Origin of the sequence: Microbacterium tenebrionis (genome assembly GCF_903645325.1) — a bacterium.
In the GTDB taxonomy this organism is placed as follows: domain Bacteria; phylum Actinomycetota; class Actinomycetes; order Actinomycetales; family Microbacteriaceae; genus Microbacterium; species Microbacterium tenebrionis.
The window spans coordinates 22,750-38,225 of record NZ_CAHJXQ010000001.1 but is presented as its reverse complement, the minus strand read 5'-3'; the positions used below and the strand labels follow the sequence as shown (position 1 = coordinate 38,225).

Genomic DNA, 15,476 nt, shown 5'->3' with positions numbered 1-15,476 from the left:
CCTCAGTCGCGCCGAGCACAACTCCGGAGAAAGTGCGCTCCGTCGCTGTGCGGCGCGACGAAGACAGCGGAAATCGGAAGAAACTCCGGAGCTATGCCGGACGGGAGGCGGATGCCGCGGCCCGCGCAGCCGCCGGCAGCGCAGCCTCGATGCGGCTCAGCGCCTCGTCGTCGTGGGCCGCGGTGAGGAACCACGCCTCGAACACGCTCGGCGGCAGCGCGACGCGCTGCTCGCGCATGGCGTGGAAGAAGGGCGCGTAGCGGAAGGACTCCTGCGCCTGGGCTTCGGCGTAGGTGCGCGGCGCGGTCTCGGCGAAGGCCACGCCGAACAGGTTGCCCGCCCGGGGGATGGCGTGCACGACGCCGGCCTCCGTGAGCGCGGCGTCCAGGGCGTCGGCGATGCGGGATGCCGCGGCATCCACCTTCGCGTAGACCGCGGGCGTGGCCAAGCGGAGGGTCTCGAGGCCCGCGGCGACGGACAGTGGGTTCCCCGACAGGGTTCCCGCCTGGTAGACCGGGCCGGTCGGCGCGAGCAGATCCATGACGTCGGCGCGTCCGCCGAGGGCGGCCAGCGGCATCCCCCCGCCGACGACCTTTCCGAACGTGATGATGTCGGGCAGGTACTCCTCGCCCGTCGCCGCCTGCAGCGCCCAGAACCCGGCGTGGTGGACGCGGAATCCGGTGAGCACCTCGTCGAGGATCATGAGCGCGCCGTGCGCGTGCGCGGTGTCGGCGATGAACCGGTTGAAGCCGGGCTCGGGAGCGACGACGCCCATGTTGGCGGCGGCGGCCTCGACGATGACGGCGGCGATCCGGTCGCCGTGCTCGGCGAACACGGCCTCGAGCGCGTCGCGGTCGTTGTATCCGATCACAAGGGTCTGCGCGGCGATCGGGGCCGGGACTCCGGCCGAACCGGGCAGGGCGAGGGTCGCGACGCCGGAACCGGCCTCCGCGAGCAGTCCGTCCGAGTGGCCGTGGTAGTGCCCGGCGAACTTCACGAGGAGGTCGCGGCCGGTGGCGCCGCGGGCGAGGCGGATCGCAGTCATGGTCGCCTCGGTGCCGGTGGAGACCAGGCGCACGCGCTCGATCGGTGCGAGGTCGCCGAGGCGGACGCGCTCGGTGATCTTGCGCGCGAGTGCGACCTCGCCCTCGGTGGGAGCGCCGAACGACAGGCCGCGGGCGGCGGCATCCTGCACGGCGGCGACGACCTGAGGGTGCGCGTGCCCGAGCAGCGCCGGCCCCCACGATGCCACGAGGTCGACGTATTCGTCGCCCGCGGCATCGGTCACGTACGCGCCGTGGGCGGATGCCAGGAACCGCGGCGTCCCGCCGACGGAACCGTACGCGCGGACGGGCGAGTTCACGCCTCCGGGGGTCACCGTGCGCGCGGCGGAGAAGAGCTCGTCGTTGCGGTCGGTCATGGTGGCTCCTGTTCGTGCTTCGGTTCGGCGTCGGCTCGCTTTCGGTCGCTCAGCCCGTTTCGTCTTCGGCGCTTCGCGCCTTCGCGGGGCGACCCGCGAAAGTCAGGCTCTCGAGGCCCGCCCGAGAGGCCACCCGGGCGCCCGGGCGGCTCAGCGTTCGCGGAGCCAGCCGGCGGCTTCGGTCGCCCAGTACGTGAGGACGGCGTCGGCGCCGGCGCGACGGATCGACAGCAACGACTCGAGCACGGCCGCACGGCGGTCTATCCAGCCGTTCGCGGCGGCCGCCTCGATCATCGCGTACTCGCCCGAGATCTGGTAGGCCCACACCGGCACGCGCACCGCGTCGCGCACTTCGCGCAGCACGTCGAGGAAGCTCATCGCCGGCTTGACCATCACGATGTCCGCACCCTCGGCCTCGTCGATCAGCGCCTCGCGGACGCCCTCGCGGCGGTTGCCCGGATCGAGCTGGTACGTGCGCCGGTCGCCCTGCAGCTGCGAATCGACCGCCTCGCGGAACGGACCGTAGAAGGCGCTGGCGTACTTGGCCGCGTACCCGAGCAGGAGCGTGTCGGTGAAGCCCTCGGCATCCAGTCCGCGACGGATCGCCGTGACCTGACCGTCCATCATTCCCGACAGCCCCAGCAGGTGCGATCCAGCGCGCGCCTGCGCGATCGCCATCGCCACGTACCGGTCCAGAGTCGCGTCGTTGTCGACGGAGCCGTCGTCCGCCAGCACTCCGCAGTGCCCGTGGTCGGTGAACTCATCGAGGCAGAGATCGGTCTGCACGACGAGACGATCGCCCACCTCCGAGGCCAGCGCGCGCGTGGCCACGTTGAGGATGCCGTCCGGATCGTCCGCGCCGGAGCCGGTGGCATCCCGCACCTGAGGGACGCCGAACAGCATGACGCCGCCGACTCCGGCCTCCGCAGCCTCGACGGCTGCGCGGCGCAGGGAGTCCAGCGAGTGCTGGACGACGCCGGGCATCGACGAGATCGGCACGGCCTCGCTCAGCCCCTCGCGCACGAACATCGGCAGAACCAGCTGCTGCGGCTCGACCGTCGTCTCGCGCACGAGAGCGCGGACACCCGGCGACTGCCGCAGCCGCCGCGGTCGGATCTCGGGGAAGCCGGCGGATGCGTAACTCACGGCGCGAACTCGTCGGCCGCGTGCGGAAGCGTGAAGTGCGCGACGGCGTCGATCAGGGCGTCGACGGTCTGCCTGTCGGCGACCACCGCGATCGGGAGCCCGGCCCGACGCGCGTCGTTCGCGGTGCGCGGCCCGATCGCGGCAAGCAGGGTCTCATCTGGGATGTCGGGGAACTGCTCGCGCACCTGCTCGGCGACCGAGCCGCTCGTGATGAGGATCGCGTTGATGCGGCCGCTCTCGACGTCGCGGCGGATGCGCTCGGTGACCGGCACGCCGACGGTGCGGTAGGCGACGATGCTCGACACGTCGTGGCCCGCGGCGATGAGCGAGCGGGTCAGCACGGGCTTGGCGATCTCGCTGCGGAGGGTCAGGATGCGGCGCGGTTCCGGCTCGAGCGCGATGAGCTGCTGGGCCATGCCCGCTGCGGAGTTGTCGGCGTCGGGCACGAGCGCGACCTCGTAGCCGACGGCGTGGAGCGCCGCTGCGGTCGTCTCGCCGACGGCGGCTATCTTCGTGGACTTCGGCACGACGGCGCGGTGCGCGAAGAGGACGTCGACGGTCGTGGCGCTCGTGACCGTCAGCCAGTCGTACTCGCCGGCGGCGAGCTTCTCGAGCGCGTCGTCCAGCGCGGCCTGGTCTGTGGTGGGGCCGAAGTTGATGAGCGGCGCCACGACGGGCGTGGCGCCCTGGGAGCGCAGGGAAGCGGCGACGCCGTCGCCCCACGGGCCTCCTCGCGGAACGAGGACGCGCCAGCCGGACAGTGGCTTGTCGTGCTTGGTTTCGGGTGTGGTCATAACGGTTGCTCTCGGGGTACGAGGTCGGCCGCCCCTTGTTCGAGCAGCCGACGGGCGACAGAGATCCCGAGCTCGCGTGCGGCGAGAGTCAGGGTTGCGCCATCGGCAGCATCCGCTTCGTTGCCACTGCCGTGACTCCGAATATACCCCCGGTTCAGGGATTCCGTGACGTCGAGTCCGATCCGCCGCTCTCCGGCTGGGTCGTAGACGACACTCCGGACGCGCACGGCGTCACCCGTGACGACCGCGTGCGCAGCCATCGGCGCCTGGCATCCGGCATCCAGTCCCTCCAGCACGGCGCGCTCCACTGTGATCGCCAGACGGGTGTTCTCGTCGTCGAGTTCGGCGAGCGCTGCGCGCAGATCGGATGCCGCATCCGCCGTGGTCTCGACCGCGAGCGATCCCTGCCCCGGAGCCGTCGGCCATTCGGCGAGCCCCAGCTCTTCGCGCTGGAGCGCCGTCTCGGATCCGAGCCGGGACAGGCCGGCGGCGGCGAGGATGACCGCATCCAGTTCGCCGGCCTCGACGCGCGCGAGGCGCGAGTCGACGTTGCCGCGGATGTCGACGACCTCAGCGCGCCGGGCGCGGATGCGCACCTGTGCGATCCGTCGCGGCGAGCCGGTGCCGATCTTCGCGCCGGCCGGCAGCCGGTGCAGCGGTGTCCCGTCGCGCGTGATCACGACATCGCGGGCGTCCTCGCGCACGGGCGTCGCTGCGATGACGAGGCCGTCGGGGATCGCGGTGGGCAGGTCCTTGAGCGAGTGGACGAGGATGTCGCACTGGCCGGCGAGCAGAGCCTCACGAAGACGCGTCGCGAAGATGCCGAGCCCGCCGATCTCGGACAGGGAGGCGCGGTTCGTATCGCCCTCGGAGACGATGGGGACGAGCTCGACGGGGCGGCCGGAGATCTTCTCGAGGGCTGCGGCGACGTGCCCGGACTGGGCCTGGGCGAGCGCACTGCGCCGGGTGCCCAAGCGGATCGGACGCTGTCGGGTTGAGGTCGACATGGCTTACTGCAGCACGTCCGCGATCTCGTCGAAGCGCAGGCGCCGCCCGGTGTAGAACGGCACCTCCTCCTTCACAAAGCGACGGGCATCGGTATAGCGGAGATCGCGCATGAGATCGACGAGTTCGGTCGGGTCGTCCGCCTCGAGCGGAAGCAACCACTCGTAGTCACCGAGCGCGAAGGCCGCGACGGTGTTGGCGATGACGCCGGTGAACGCGGCGCCCTTGCGGCCGTGGTCGGCAAGCATCTGGCGACGCTCGGCCTCATCGATCAGGTACCACTCGGGCGTGCGGACGAACGGGTACAGGCACAGCCAGCCCTTGGCCTCGACACCACGGAGGAACCCCGGCACATGCGCACGGTTGAACTCGGCATCGCGGTGCACGCCCATGACGTTCCACACGGGAAGCAGGGTGCGCAGCAGCTCGGTGCGCCGCATTCGCCGCAGAGCCTTCTGCAGGTCCTCGGCGGTCTCGCCGTGCAGCCAGACCATGAGGTCGGCGTCGGCCTTCAGCCCCGAGACGTCGTAGAAGCCGCGGACGGTGACACCGGAGTCTTCGATGTGACCGACGATCGTCTCGAGCTCGGTGGCGTCCGTCTCGACGACGGGCGCATCGGGGTTGCGTCGCCAGACGGCCCAGAGGGTGAAACCGGACGGGTTCTGTTCACTCGCTTCGGACATGCCCCCAGTCTGCCCCTTTCTGGAGCGGGGAGCGAATGCAGGGCCCACCCGCCCCGAGGCTCCGGTCAGCGCGCAGCGCCGGCTGGAGTGGGGCGTGGGGTACGTGCGGGGCTCAGCGGGCGATGGCCCGTGCGATCGCCCAGACGAGGCCGCCGGTGACGGCGGCGACGCCGACCACGGCGGCCACGGCTCCGGCCGGATTGCGGTCCGCGAACGTGCGCGCCCTGGCGATGCCGCGCTGGGACGCCTTCTCGAGACGGCGGGGCACGTTGCCCTTGATCTCGATGGCGGCGAGCGCCGCCTTCAGCTCGGCTCGCGCCGACTCGACAGGGTCGGTGATCCCCGCCGGGACCACGGTGCGGGGCAGGGAGTCAGAGCTTGTCATCACCGGCATCCTTAACGATTCGAATATCGGTCGCGATGGCCTGGCCGGGGTTCTCACGGCGCAGAACCTTGCGGAACTTCAGCAGCCCGAACACGACGCACAACAGCACGCACACGAGCAGCAGGGCGAGTACGGCCAGCGCAGACAGCCACACCGGCCACCAGGACGAGAGCCCGGCGACCGCGAACACGGGGATCAGCGGCCCGAGCCAGAACAGGAAGAACAGCGCGATGACGAACCAGACGCTGCCGATCCCGGCATCCTTCGCCGTGCGCGACACCCACGCCTTCGCGGCGTCGATCTCGGCCTTGACGAGCTTCGTGACGAGCTCGGGCAGATCGCCCAGCAGCGTCAGGAGGCTGTCGTCGGCGCGGTCACGATATCCGCGGACCATATCAGTTCCCGTTCGTCGTGGTCTTCTTCGCACCCGTGGAGCGCGTGTTCGTCGTCTTCTTCACCGATGACGCAGTCTTCTTCGCGGCGTCGACGGCGTCTTCGAGGGCGTCCTCGATGTTTTCTGCCGCCTTCTTTCCCGTGGCGATCGCCGAGTCGAGCTTCTCACCGGGGGTGTCGCCGTCGCCGACGGACTTCGCGACCTTCACCACACCGTTCCAGATCGCTCCGGGAACGGCCGAGGCCTTCGCCCCGACGAATGCCTTCGCCTTGTCGACCTGTCGCTGCACGGGCTCCTGGTTCCAGACCTTCAGCCACTGCTTCTTGATCTGCTCGTACCGCTCGCGTCCGGCGCGCGTGCCGAGAACGTATCCGACGCCGAGTCCGACGACGATTCCGATCTTTCCCTTCATGCGGGGCTCCCTCACGTTGGTTCCGGTCGAGCCTCCGGCTGGATGCCGTAGGCCAGGGTTCTAGCGTAGCCCCATATGCCGAAAACGGCATCTACCCTTCAGGGGGTTGACAGCCGGCCATCTGAACCCCAGAGAAGCGCGCGGCGAACACGGTCGGCCTCGGCGGTCGCGTCGGGAACGACCTGCGCCAGGCCCGTGCCGGAGAGCCAGGCACCGACCGCGCCGAGACCCGCGGACTTCGCCACTGCGGCGCGGATCTCACGGCGGCGATTCGACGCCCCGATGAGCGACGCCGGCTGCGACTGCGTGAAGCGAGCACGGTGCGCGGCGACGAGCGCGGACTCCGGCAGGGCGACCCCGAGCAGGGCGGATGCTTCGCTCAACGCCAGCCGCGCCGCAGCGTCGTCGTCGAGCGCGCCGGTGGCGGCCGGTTCGCCCTGGGCGCCGAATGAGACGCGCACCACGTGGCGACTGCCCGCCGACTCGCGCAGCCAGTCCCACTTCGCGCTCGCGTGCGTCAGCGCCTTGGCGACATGGCTGCCCGGCACGGTGAGCACGCCTGTTCCACGAGGCGAGGCATCGAGTGCGGACGCTTCGAGCAGCAGGCTCACGATCTCGATCTGCGGCGCCTGACCGGCCGCTCCCAGGCCGGCGACGTGCGCGGTGAGCAGCGCGCGTGCCGTGGGCTCCTCTGTGGCGACGATGACGCCGTCGGCCGCGATCGTCTCGCCCTGCTCATCCGCATCCGCTGCGAGCAGCCCGGCGTCCGCTGAGAGATCGTCCTGCGGGGTGGCGAGCGCGAGACCGACCGCCCACCCGGCATCGGTGCGTTCGATCGTCTCCACGGCAGCGTTCGTCCGGATGACGGCGCCCAGCCCACCGAGATCGGCGGCGAGCGCATCGATGAGAAGACTCATGCCGCCGGCGATCCCCTCGACCGCAGAACCCGGAGCCTTTCTGGCACGGTCGGCGCGGTCGGTGAGCAGCTGCGCGACGCCGCCGGACAGCGATCCGGCCCTCGTGAGGGCCTCGTTCAACCCCGGGGCCGCGACCTCGGTGTCGACGTCGTCGGGGTCCGCCGAGTAGATGCCGGCGGTGACGGGCGCGACGAGCAGGTCGCGGACCTTGCTTCCCATGCGCTTCGCGACGAGGGCACCGAGGCTGTGCTCCTGGCCGATGGTGAGCGGCGGACGCAGGCGGTCGACGTACGCGCGCCACGCGCCGCCCCAGCCGATGATGCGTCGCACGTCCTCCGCGAACGGGTTCGCCGGGATGCCGAGGATGCCGCCCTTCGGAAGCGGCGCCGCGTCGACGCCGGGCGCTCCGACGAGCCAGGCGCCCTCCGGGTTCGGTGTGACGATCCGGTCGTCGAGGCCGAGCTCGGCGAGCATCGTCCTGACATGACCTCCCCTGGTCGCGTATGACTCGGCGCCGGCATCCACGGCCACGCCGTCGAGGTCCGCCCGGCGGATCGCGCCGCCGAGCTCATCGTCTGCCTCGAGCAGGGTGACCCGCATGCCGACCTTGGCGCATTCGCGCGCAGCGACGAGTCCACCGATACCGCCCCCGATGACGACGACGTGACGGTGCGCGGCGCGCGCGGCGAGGTCAGCCGTGGTGTCGGCGGTCATGAGTGCGCGAGCTCGACGATGCGCGTGAGCTGATCGGGGTCGGTCTCCGGCGGCACGCCGTGACCGAGATTGAGGATGTGGGCGCGGGCAGCGCGTCCGCGTTCGAGGACGTCGCGCACGTGCGCCTCCAGGATCGGCCACGGGGCCTGCAGCATCGCGGGGTCGATGTTGCCCTGGACGGTGACGCCCTGGCCGAGGATGCCGGCGGCCTCGTCGAGCGGCTGCCGCCAGTCGACGCCGACGGCGGATGCCGCTCCGTCCAGGCGCATGTCGCGGAGGAACGGTCCGGTGCCGACGCCGAAGTGGATCACAGGGAGTCCGAGGCCCTCGACCGCGGCCTTCGAGTGCGGGGCGACATGGGCGCGGTAGTCCGCGGGGCTCAGGGACCCGGCCCAGGAGTCGAACAGCTGCACGGTCGCGGCCCCGGCGTCGCGCTGCGCCTCGAGGAATCGGCGGGAGACGCGGGAGAGCCAGCCGGCGAGCCGGTCCCAGGCATCCGGATCGGTGTGCATCATGGCGCGAGCACGAAGATGCTCCTTCGACGGCCCGCCCTCGACGAGGTAGGCGGCGAGCGTGAACGGCGCACCGGCGAAGCCGATGAGCGGGGTGTCGCCCAGTTCTGCGGTGACGATCCGCACGGCATCGGTGATCGCCGTGGTGTCCAGATCGTTCGGATCGATCGCCGTGATGCGGTCGACGTCGGCGGCAGTGCGGACCGGCTCGGCGAACACGGGGCCTCGGCCTGGCTCGATCACGACGTCGACGCCCGCCAGCCGCAGCGGGATGACGATGTCGCTGAAGAACACCGCGGCATCCACCTTGTGCCGGCGCACCGGCTGCAGCGTGATCTCGGCCGCGAGATCCGGGGTGAGGCAGGCGTCGAGCATCCGGGTTCCGACGCGGAGTTCTCGGTACTCCGGGAGCGAGCGTCCGGCTTGACGCATGAACCAGACGGGGGTCTGCTCGGGTCGGTCTCCGGCGAGCGCGCGCAGCAACGGGGCGTGAGGGGAAGGCATGGGTCCATCCTCCCATCCGGCGCACATGAACCGCCTGTCAGCGGCGGCGCGGGCGGGCGTCCAGCGGAGCGGGCTTAGAATGGATTTCGTGCTGCTGTGTCTGACGGCGAGTCACAAGACCGCCTCCTTCGACATGCTCGAACGATTGAGCCGCACCCCTGACGACGTCGCGCCGAATCTTCTGCGCCTGACATCGTGCGTGCAGGGGGCCGTCGTGCTCTCCACATGCAACCGCTTCGAGGCGTACGTCGAGGTCGACGAACCCGTCACAGCCGCCGGCGCCGTGGGCGTCGAGGCCGTGCTCGAGGCGATCGAGCAGTCCACCGGCATCCCCACCGCAGAGCTCGACGGCGCCTACGAGGTGCACTCGGGGCGACGTGTCGCCGAGCACCTGTTCGCGGTGGCATCCGGCCTCGAGTCCGTCGTCCCCGGCGAGGGCGAGATCGCCGGTCAGGTGCGCCGCGCTCTCACGGCCGCGCGCGAGGACGGCACGACCTCTCCCGAACTCGAGAGGCTGTTCCAGCGGGCGAGCCAGGCGCAGCGCAAGGTCAAGAACGTCACGGCGCTCGGCCGTGCCGGCCGCTCGCTCGTGCGTCTGTCGCTCGAGCTGGCCGACAGCCGCATCGCCGATTGGTCGGCGGAGCGCGTGCTGCTGGTCGGCACCGGCGCGTATGCCGCCGTCACCCTCGCCACGCTCCGCGAGCGCGGGGCCGTCGACATCTCGGTGCATTCGCCCTCGGGCCGCGCGGAGCTGTTCGCGGACAAGCACGGGATCACGGCTGTCGCAGACGCCGACTACGCCCGCGTGGCGTCGCGCTCGACCCTGCTGATCACCTGCACGAACGCGGCCGAGGAACCCGTCCTCGGTCCGGAGCACCTGCAGGCGCCGTCCGCTCCGGTCGCCATCGGATGCCCTGTGCACGCCCCGAGCACGCACGCCCGCTCGCAGCTGGTCATCGACCTGGGGATGCCGCGCAACGTCGACCCCGCCGTCGCGCAGCTCGAGGGCGTCGCGCTGCTCGATCTCGAGACGATCCGCCTGCACGCGCCGCTCGAGGAGCTCCAGGCGACGGATGCCGCTCGCACGATCGTGCGCGACGCGGCGGACACCTTCAACGTTCTCGGCGACCGTCAGAGTGTCACGCCGGCCGTCGTCGCCTTCCGCTCGCACATCTTCGCCCTCATGGAGGCCGAGATCGAGCGCGCCCGTGCCCGCGGCGACGAGGACGGCCGGGTCGAGCAGGCGATGCGTCATCTCGCAGGTGTCCTCACCCACACGCCGACGACGCGGGCGCACGAGCTCGCAGCGGAAGGCCGAGGGGCGGAGTTCGTCGCAGCGCTCGAGACGATCTACGGGATCACTCCTGCCGCCGACGACGCGAACGACGTACACGCCGCGACGGCCTGATCAGCGCCGATGCCCGGCGCCAGCACGGCGGTGAGCACGAGCATTCCCAAGATGCCCGCACTCACGCCATGCCAGAGCGCCACCCCCATCGACCGCAGCTTCGTTTCGGTCGTTGACGGCTGATCCGGTTCCCTCTGCTGCTCGGTCACCGGCTCTGCCTCGTCCCCAGCATTCCGATGCCGGCCCTCGTCGCGGGTATCTCACCAGGAGATCAACGCGGCCCGTCATCGATACTTCGACGATATAGACCTTTGACCAGGCGGCACTAGGTCTTTCAGCCACCAAAACGGGTGGATGCGGTGTCGGACGATGCCGTCGCGAGGGCGGACCGCCCGTCCGGAAGGATGCGTGCGATGAAACTGCCGTCCGCCCGGTCGAGTTCTCCGACCAGCCAGGCGCGCAGCCGCTCGAGCACGTCATCGTCGATGTCGCGGTCGGCGACATCATCGATGAGGACGACGTCGACGCCGCGCGACCGCGCCCGCGCGGCGGCGGCCGCGACGACGGGGACGTCGAGGCGACCGGCGCGGTATCCGTCGCGCAGCGCGCCCTCGTGGACGAGGCACTGGGCGACCTCAGCGTCGGTGAGTGCGGTCCCCTCGCCGATGCGGTCCAGGAGCGGGCCGATCGTCGCATCCCAGCTCGCGGTCTTCTCCCTGGCGAGGGCCGTGCCCTCGGCGAGCCACGCGCGTTCCGTGCTCGCCGCCCGCGTGAGGGCCCTGTCCCGTTCAACGTGCCGGTCCAGGGTGCGGATCGAGACGGCGAGCGCGGTCGTCGCGACGACCACGACCACCGCGCGCATGACGGCGGCGCGCATCTCGGTGTACGGTCCGGGGACGACGGCCATCACGGCCAGGGCGACGACTGTCACGAGAAGGACGAGCGCTGTGCGTGGACGACTGCGCAGGCACAGCATCCCGAGAACGAAGGATGCGCCCACCAGCGGCCACATTCCGGCGAAGGTCGGCATGCCGGCCGTGTCGGGAACGGCCACACCGGCGAACATCGTGCACACGGCGGCGACCGCGAGCGCTGCGGCGCAGACGACGACGCCGGCGCGGGCGCGATCGGCGCGCCAGGAGACGACCACGAAGGCCGCGGCGAGGGCGAGGCCGGCGAGAAGCCCGGGCAGTGGATTGCGCAGCCATACGAACGAGCACGCCGCAAGGAGAAGGTGGCCGGCCGCGAACAGACCACCGGCGAGGCGCATGTCGCGATCCGGGAGCAGCCCGACCGGCGGCGGCTGGATGGCAGCGGCTGGCACTCCCGGCTGCCAGGAGGTGTCGACGACGACGCCACGGCCGGGCTCGGTGTGCACCTCAGCCAGGCCGCCGACCGATCGGAGGCGAGCGAGGATGCTGACGGCGATCCCGAGCCGCCCAGGGGTGACGCCGCGCTTGTCGAACCCGGGCCCGTCGTCGCTCACGGCGACGCGGAGGCCGTGGCCGTCGTGTCTCAGCGTCAGACTGCTCTCGCTGTCGGGAGCGTGCACCCGAGCGTTGATGAGCGCCTGCTCTGCCGCCCCCGTCATGGCGGCCGCCACGTCGGCGGGAACCTCCACGGACTGCTCCTCGGCGCCCTCCTCGACGAACTCCGCCCCGTGCGCGCGCGCGAGATCCTGCAGCTCGGACCGGAACGCCGAGACCGCGACCGTCCCGGTCTGCGGAGTCGCGAGCGCGGCGAGCGCCGCACGGGCGCGGTGCGCCTGAGCGGCCAGCACCGGCAGCATCTCGGTACTGGCCCGCGCCGCGAAAGCCAGCGTGGCGAGCACCTCGTCGTGCACCAGCGCCTGGGCGCGGGCTTCGACGTCTCGACGCGCCGAGCTCTCGGCGTCGCGCACGTCGGCCTCGCGGACGGCCGCTGCCGCGGCATCCGCCCGCCGGGCTCGGCCGAGCGCCGCCCCGGCCAGCGCGCACAGCAGCATTGCCGCCCCCAGCGCCTGCAGATCGTTCGTGATCGCGTTCGCCGTCGTATCCGCCAGGGCGAACCTCAGCAGGGGGACGAAGACGGCGAGCACGCCGAGCACGATCCAGCCCGCCACCTGCCCCCAGGCGATGACGGCCGCGAGCACGGCGATCGCGTTGACGGTGAGCACCCAGGAGAGCTGACCGCTGGACTCCGATCGGGTGAGCGCGACGACGGGCCACGTCGACGCGACCAGCAGCAGGTAGCCGATGGCCACGGCGCCGTTGAGCATGCGGATGGCGCGCCGCGAGCACGCCAGGGCAACGAGCGCCACGACGATGGCCGCGCCGTAGAGACTGAGGATCGCCCCCTGGAACGGGAGAGGCAGGGCGAGCGCGTCCGGCTGCACGACGACGGTCGCGAACCCGAGGGCCGCGACCGCAGAGACGGCGCCGTTGCCGGCGGTGAGCAACCGCGAGGTCAGCAGTTCATGTCGGTGGGCCGAACGCTCGCGCACAGGGCGTCGCCGACCGGCCTCGGCCCGGCCATTCATCGCCGTCCTGGCACGGGCAGGAAGCCGTCTTCCACGCCACGGCGATACAGCTCGACCTTGGTCGGAGCGGGGCGCCCGAGACGCTGGTACGCGAGCTTGATGCGCTTGAGGTGGTCGTTGACCGTGTTCTCACTGATGCCCAGCTGCGTGGCAACCTGCTTGGCGCCGATGCCCGAGGCGTACAGCGCGAGCACGTCTCGCTCGCGATCCGTGAGGGGTGCGCTCTCCAGGTCGGGGTCGGCATCCACGGTCACGGCCCATTCCGCGTCGACGACGAGCTCGCCTCGAGCGGCGCGCTGGATCGCCGCGAGGATCGCGGCCGGCGGGGCGGACTTGCGCACCACGCCGAGGGCATCTGTGCGCAGCGCCTCTCGGACGAGATAGCAGTCCTCCCCCGACGTCAGGACGAGCACCTGCGCGCCGCGGTCGCGCAGCACCTGCACGTTGTCGGCCGGTGTGGTCCCGTCGCGGAGCATGAGGTCGAGCACCACGAGGTCGGGATGCAGTTCGCCCTGTCGGAGGGCGGTGACCGACCGCACGGCGCCCAGGAACACCAGATCGTCCGAGTGCTCGATGAGCGGGCCGATCGCCAGCCCGATGAGCGCGTGGTCGTCGACGATGGCGACGCTGAACCTACCCCCCATGCTCCTTACCTTAGGACAGGGGACGGACCCGCGCTCCGGGGGGTTGCCACACGGTGCCAGACTGGGGGCATGGCTCTGCACATCACCGGCGACACGGCAGCCGACGAACTGCTCACGGACAACCCGCTCGCGCTCCTGGTCGGGATGCTCCTCGACCAGCAGGTGCCGATGGAGACGGCGTTCGCCGGGCCGCTGAAGATCGAGCAGCGCACCGGCGCGACCGATGCGGCCGCGATCGCGGGCATGGACCCCGAGGAGTTCCTCCAGGCGTTCAAGCAGACCCCGGCGGTGCACCGCTTCCCCGGGTCCATGGCGACCAGGGTGCAGACGCTCTGCCAGACCCTCGTCGACGACTGGGGTGGGGATGCCGCGGCGCTGTGGACCCAGGGCGACCCGGACGGGCCGGAGGTGCTGCGGCGCCTGAAGAAGCTGCCCGGCTTCGGCGAGCAGAAGGCGAAGATTTTCCTGGCGCTGCTCGGGAAGCAGTACGGATTCACCGGTGCGGGGTGGCGCGAGGCGGCGGGCGACTACGGCACGGAGGGCTCGTTCCGCAGCGTCGCCGACATCGTCTCGCCCGAGTCGCTCACCAAGGTCCGCGAGCACAAGAAAGCGATGAAGGTTACGGCGGCGCGGAGCAATGCGACGAAGGAGCATTGATGCGTCACGGGGCAACAAGGTTGAGCGAGCGAAGCGAGTCGAAACACGCCGCTGCCCTGGCCGCGCTCGGACCCCACACCACGGGCGTCGGATGCCTGTACATCAAGGACCTCGAGAAGGTCGACCTGGATGCGCTGCGCCCGATCCTCCAGGACGTCGTGTCCTGGACAGAGTCCGGCGGGGACGAGTACGCCCAGATCACCGTGCTGAATTGATCACCGTGCAGGACTGAGCCGGCCCGCTCCCGGCATCCCGCACCCGCATCCACCCACTCCCCGCATCCCGGCATCCCGCATCCCGCCTCCCGCATCCCGCATCCCGCATCCCAGCGCTGACAGACCCCGTCATGCCTACGAGACCTCCTCGTACCGACGTTGCTACGAGGAGGTCTCGTCGTTCAGACGGGGTCTGTGAATCGGGCGGGGAATCACGCGGCCCGGGGACGGACGCAATCCCGCGATCGCGGACGAGCGGTCACGGCCGCGGACGCGCGATCGCGGGCGCGCGTCAGCGGCCGCCGTACCGGGTGACGATCTCCTCGGTGAGCGGCGGCCAGATGCGCTTGTGCTCGTCGCCGAACGGCACGCCCGACAGGAATGCCGCCGCCAGATCGCGCGAGCGATCCACGAAGAAGAAGCTGCCCTGCCCGCCGAAGTGCCCGGCGGTCTCGGGTGCGAACGAATCGGCGAGCCAGTGCGGACTCTTCACGCCCTTGAGCTCGAAGCCCAGCCCCCACTGGTTGTCGTCGAACGACCCGTAGCCGGGCACGACGCCCTTGAGCCCCGGCTGCGACACCATGAGGGCGAGATCGCGCAGCTCCACCGGGATCAAGGTCGGGCGCAGCACCTCGCGGCCGAAGATCAGCAGGTCCTCGATCGAGGCACGGTACCCGGCCGAGGGACGACCGGTGACGACGGCATCCTGCATCCCGAGCGGCCCGGTCACCTCGGCGGCGAGCCACTGGGCGAACGGCATCCCTGCGGCTTCCGCGACGCGCGCGCCGAGTGCGTCGAAGCCGGCGTTCGAGTAGATGCGGCGGGTGCCCGGGGCCGCCTGGGTCTGCTCTCCCTCGAACGGCAGGCCGCTGGTGTGATCGAGGAGGTTGAGCAGCGTCGACCCGTCCGGGCCGGCCGGCTCATCGAGGTCGACGAGTTCGCGTTCGACCGCGATCAGCACGCCCCACGCGGTGATCGGCTTCGACACGGACGCGAGCGGCAGCGCCGCGCGCGGGTCGCCCTGCACGGCGAGGGTGCGCTCGGCATCCGTCACGCCTACCAGGGCGGTATGCGGGAATCCGTCTGTCGCGTCGAAGGTCGTCGTCTCCACCCAGCCATCGTCGCACGCCCCGCGCGCCCCCGTCGCCGAGGTCCCTCCTGCACGACGAGGCCCCCGCTGATTCGCGTCAGCCCGGAGGGGCGTCTGC

Annotated in this window: 16 protein-coding genes; 3 read left to right on the top strand and 13 right to left on the bottom strand. The window is 71.2% G+C overall.

The window, feature by feature from the left end; all coding sequences use genetic code 11:
- Positions 1-91: 91 nt before the first annotated feature.
- From HWX58_RS00200 to hemE, 10 genes are all read right to left on the bottom strand, one after another.
- Positions 92-1,420 (bottom strand): glutamate-1-semialdehyde 2,1-aminomutase, encoded by a 1,329-nt coding sequence (locus HWX58_RS00200; protein ID WP_175984951.1) that lies wholly within the window; start codon positions 1,418-1,420, stop codon positions 92-94.
- Between the two features lie 150 nt (positions 1,421-1,570).
- A complete protein-coding gene (gene hemB, locus HWX58_RS00195; RefSeq protein ID WP_175984950.1) occupies positions 1,571-2,566 on the bottom strand; it encodes a porphobilinogen synthase in 996 nt (331 codons plus the stop codon).
- Positions 2,563-3,360, bottom strand: a complete 798-nt coding sequence (locus tag HWX58_RS00190) for a uroporphyrinogen-III synthase (RefSeq protein ID WP_175984949.1) — start codon at positions 3,358-3,360, stop codon at positions 2,563-2,565. The genes hemB and HWX58_RS00190 overlap by 4 nt, the downstream gene beginning before the upstream one ends.
- Entirely contained in the window at positions 3,357-4,367 is a 1,011-nt protein-coding gene (gene hemC, locus HWX58_RS00185; RefSeq protein WP_175984948.1) for a hydroxymethylbilane synthase, read from the bottom strand. The genes HWX58_RS00190 and hemC overlap by 4 nt, the downstream gene beginning before the upstream one ends.
- Positions 4,368-4,370: 3 nt before the next feature.
- Positions 4,371-5,048: a hydrogen peroxide-dependent heme synthase gene (gene hemQ / locus HWX58_RS00180; RefSeq protein WP_175984947.1), complete on the bottom strand. Its 678-nt coding sequence runs from the start codon at positions 5,046-5,048 to the stop codon at positions 4,371-4,373.
- Positions 5,049-5,160: 112 nt separating this feature from the next.
- Positions 5,161-5,433 (bottom strand): hypothetical protein, encoded by a 273-nt coding sequence (locus HWX58_RS00175; RefSeq protein WP_175984946.1) that lies wholly within the window; start codon positions 5,431-5,433, stop codon positions 5,161-5,163.
- Positions 5,420-5,827, bottom strand: a complete 408-nt coding sequence (locus HWX58_RS00170; RefSeq protein ID WP_175984945.1) for a phage holin family protein — start codon at positions 5,825-5,827, stop codon at positions 5,420-5,422. The genes HWX58_RS00175 and HWX58_RS00170 overlap by 14 nt, the downstream gene beginning before the upstream one ends.
- 1 nt (position 5,828) lies before the next feature.
- Complete coding sequence (locus HWX58_RS00165) at positions 5,829-6,239, bottom strand: hypothetical protein (RefSeq protein WP_175984944.1); 411 nt, start codon at positions 6,237-6,239, stop codon at positions 5,829-5,831.
- 98 nt (positions 6,240-6,337) lie between these two features.
- A complete protein-coding gene (locus HWX58_RS00160) occupies positions 6,338-7,870 on the bottom strand; it encodes a protoporphyrinogen/coproporphyrinogen oxidase (protein ID WP_175984943.1) in 1,533 nt (510 codons plus the stop codon).
- Complete coding sequence (gene hemE / locus HWX58_RS00155) at positions 7,867-8,913, bottom strand: uroporphyrinogen decarboxylase (protein WP_438268229.1); 1,047 nt, start codon at positions 8,911-8,913, stop codon at positions 7,867-7,869. Before hemE ends, HWX58_RS00160 begins: the two co-directional genes overlap by 4 nt.
- Positions 8,914-8,965: 52 nt before the next feature.
- Between hemE and HWX58_RS00150 the strand changes: the two genes are divergently transcribed.
- Positions 8,966-10,294, top strand: coding sequence for a glutamyl-tRNA reductase (locus HWX58_RS00150; RefSeq protein ID WP_438268228.1), 1,329 nt, complete (start codon positions 8,966-8,968; stop codon positions 10,292-10,294).
- Between the two features lie 274 nt (positions 10,295-10,568).
- Here HWX58_RS00150 and HWX58_RS00145 read toward each other — a convergent pair whose 3' ends face one another.
- Both HWX58_RS00145 and HWX58_RS00140 read right to left on the bottom strand, forming a co-directional pair.
- A complete protein-coding gene (locus tag HWX58_RS00145) occupies positions 10,569-12,716 on the bottom strand; it encodes a sensor histidine kinase (protein WP_175984940.1) in 2,148 nt (715 codons plus the stop codon).
- Positions 12,717-12,748: 32 nt separating this feature from the next.
- A complete protein-coding gene (locus HWX58_RS00140) occupies positions 12,749-13,396 on the bottom strand; it encodes a LuxR C-terminal-related transcriptional regulator (RefSeq protein ID WP_175984939.1) in 648 nt (215 codons plus the stop codon).
- 69 nt (positions 13,397-13,465) lie between these two features.
- Here HWX58_RS00140 and HWX58_RS00135 point away from each other — a divergent pair, with 69 nt between their 5' ends.
- The gene (locus tag HWX58_RS00135) at positions 13,466-14,053 is read left to right on the top strand and encodes an HhH-GPD-type base excision DNA repair protein (protein ID WP_175984938.1); all 588 of its coding nucleotides are present in this window, start codon (positions 13,466-13,468) and stop codon (positions 14,051-14,053) included.
- A 20-nt stretch (positions 14,054-14,073) separates the two neighbouring features.
- On the top strand, positions 14,074-14,268 hold the full coding sequence (locus HWX58_RS00130) for a hypothetical protein (protein WP_368356390.1): 195 nt from the start codon (positions 14,074-14,076) through the stop codon (positions 14,266-14,268).
- 292 nt (positions 14,269-14,560) lie between these two features.
- Here the strand turns inward: HWX58_RS00130 and HWX58_RS00125 are convergent, their stop codons facing one another.
- Positions 14,561-15,379, bottom strand: a complete 819-nt coding sequence (locus tag HWX58_RS00125; RefSeq protein ID WP_175984937.1) for a serine hydrolase domain-containing protein — start codon at positions 15,377-15,379, stop codon at positions 14,561-14,563.
- Between the last annotated feature and the right edge of the window lie 97 nt (positions 15,380-15,476).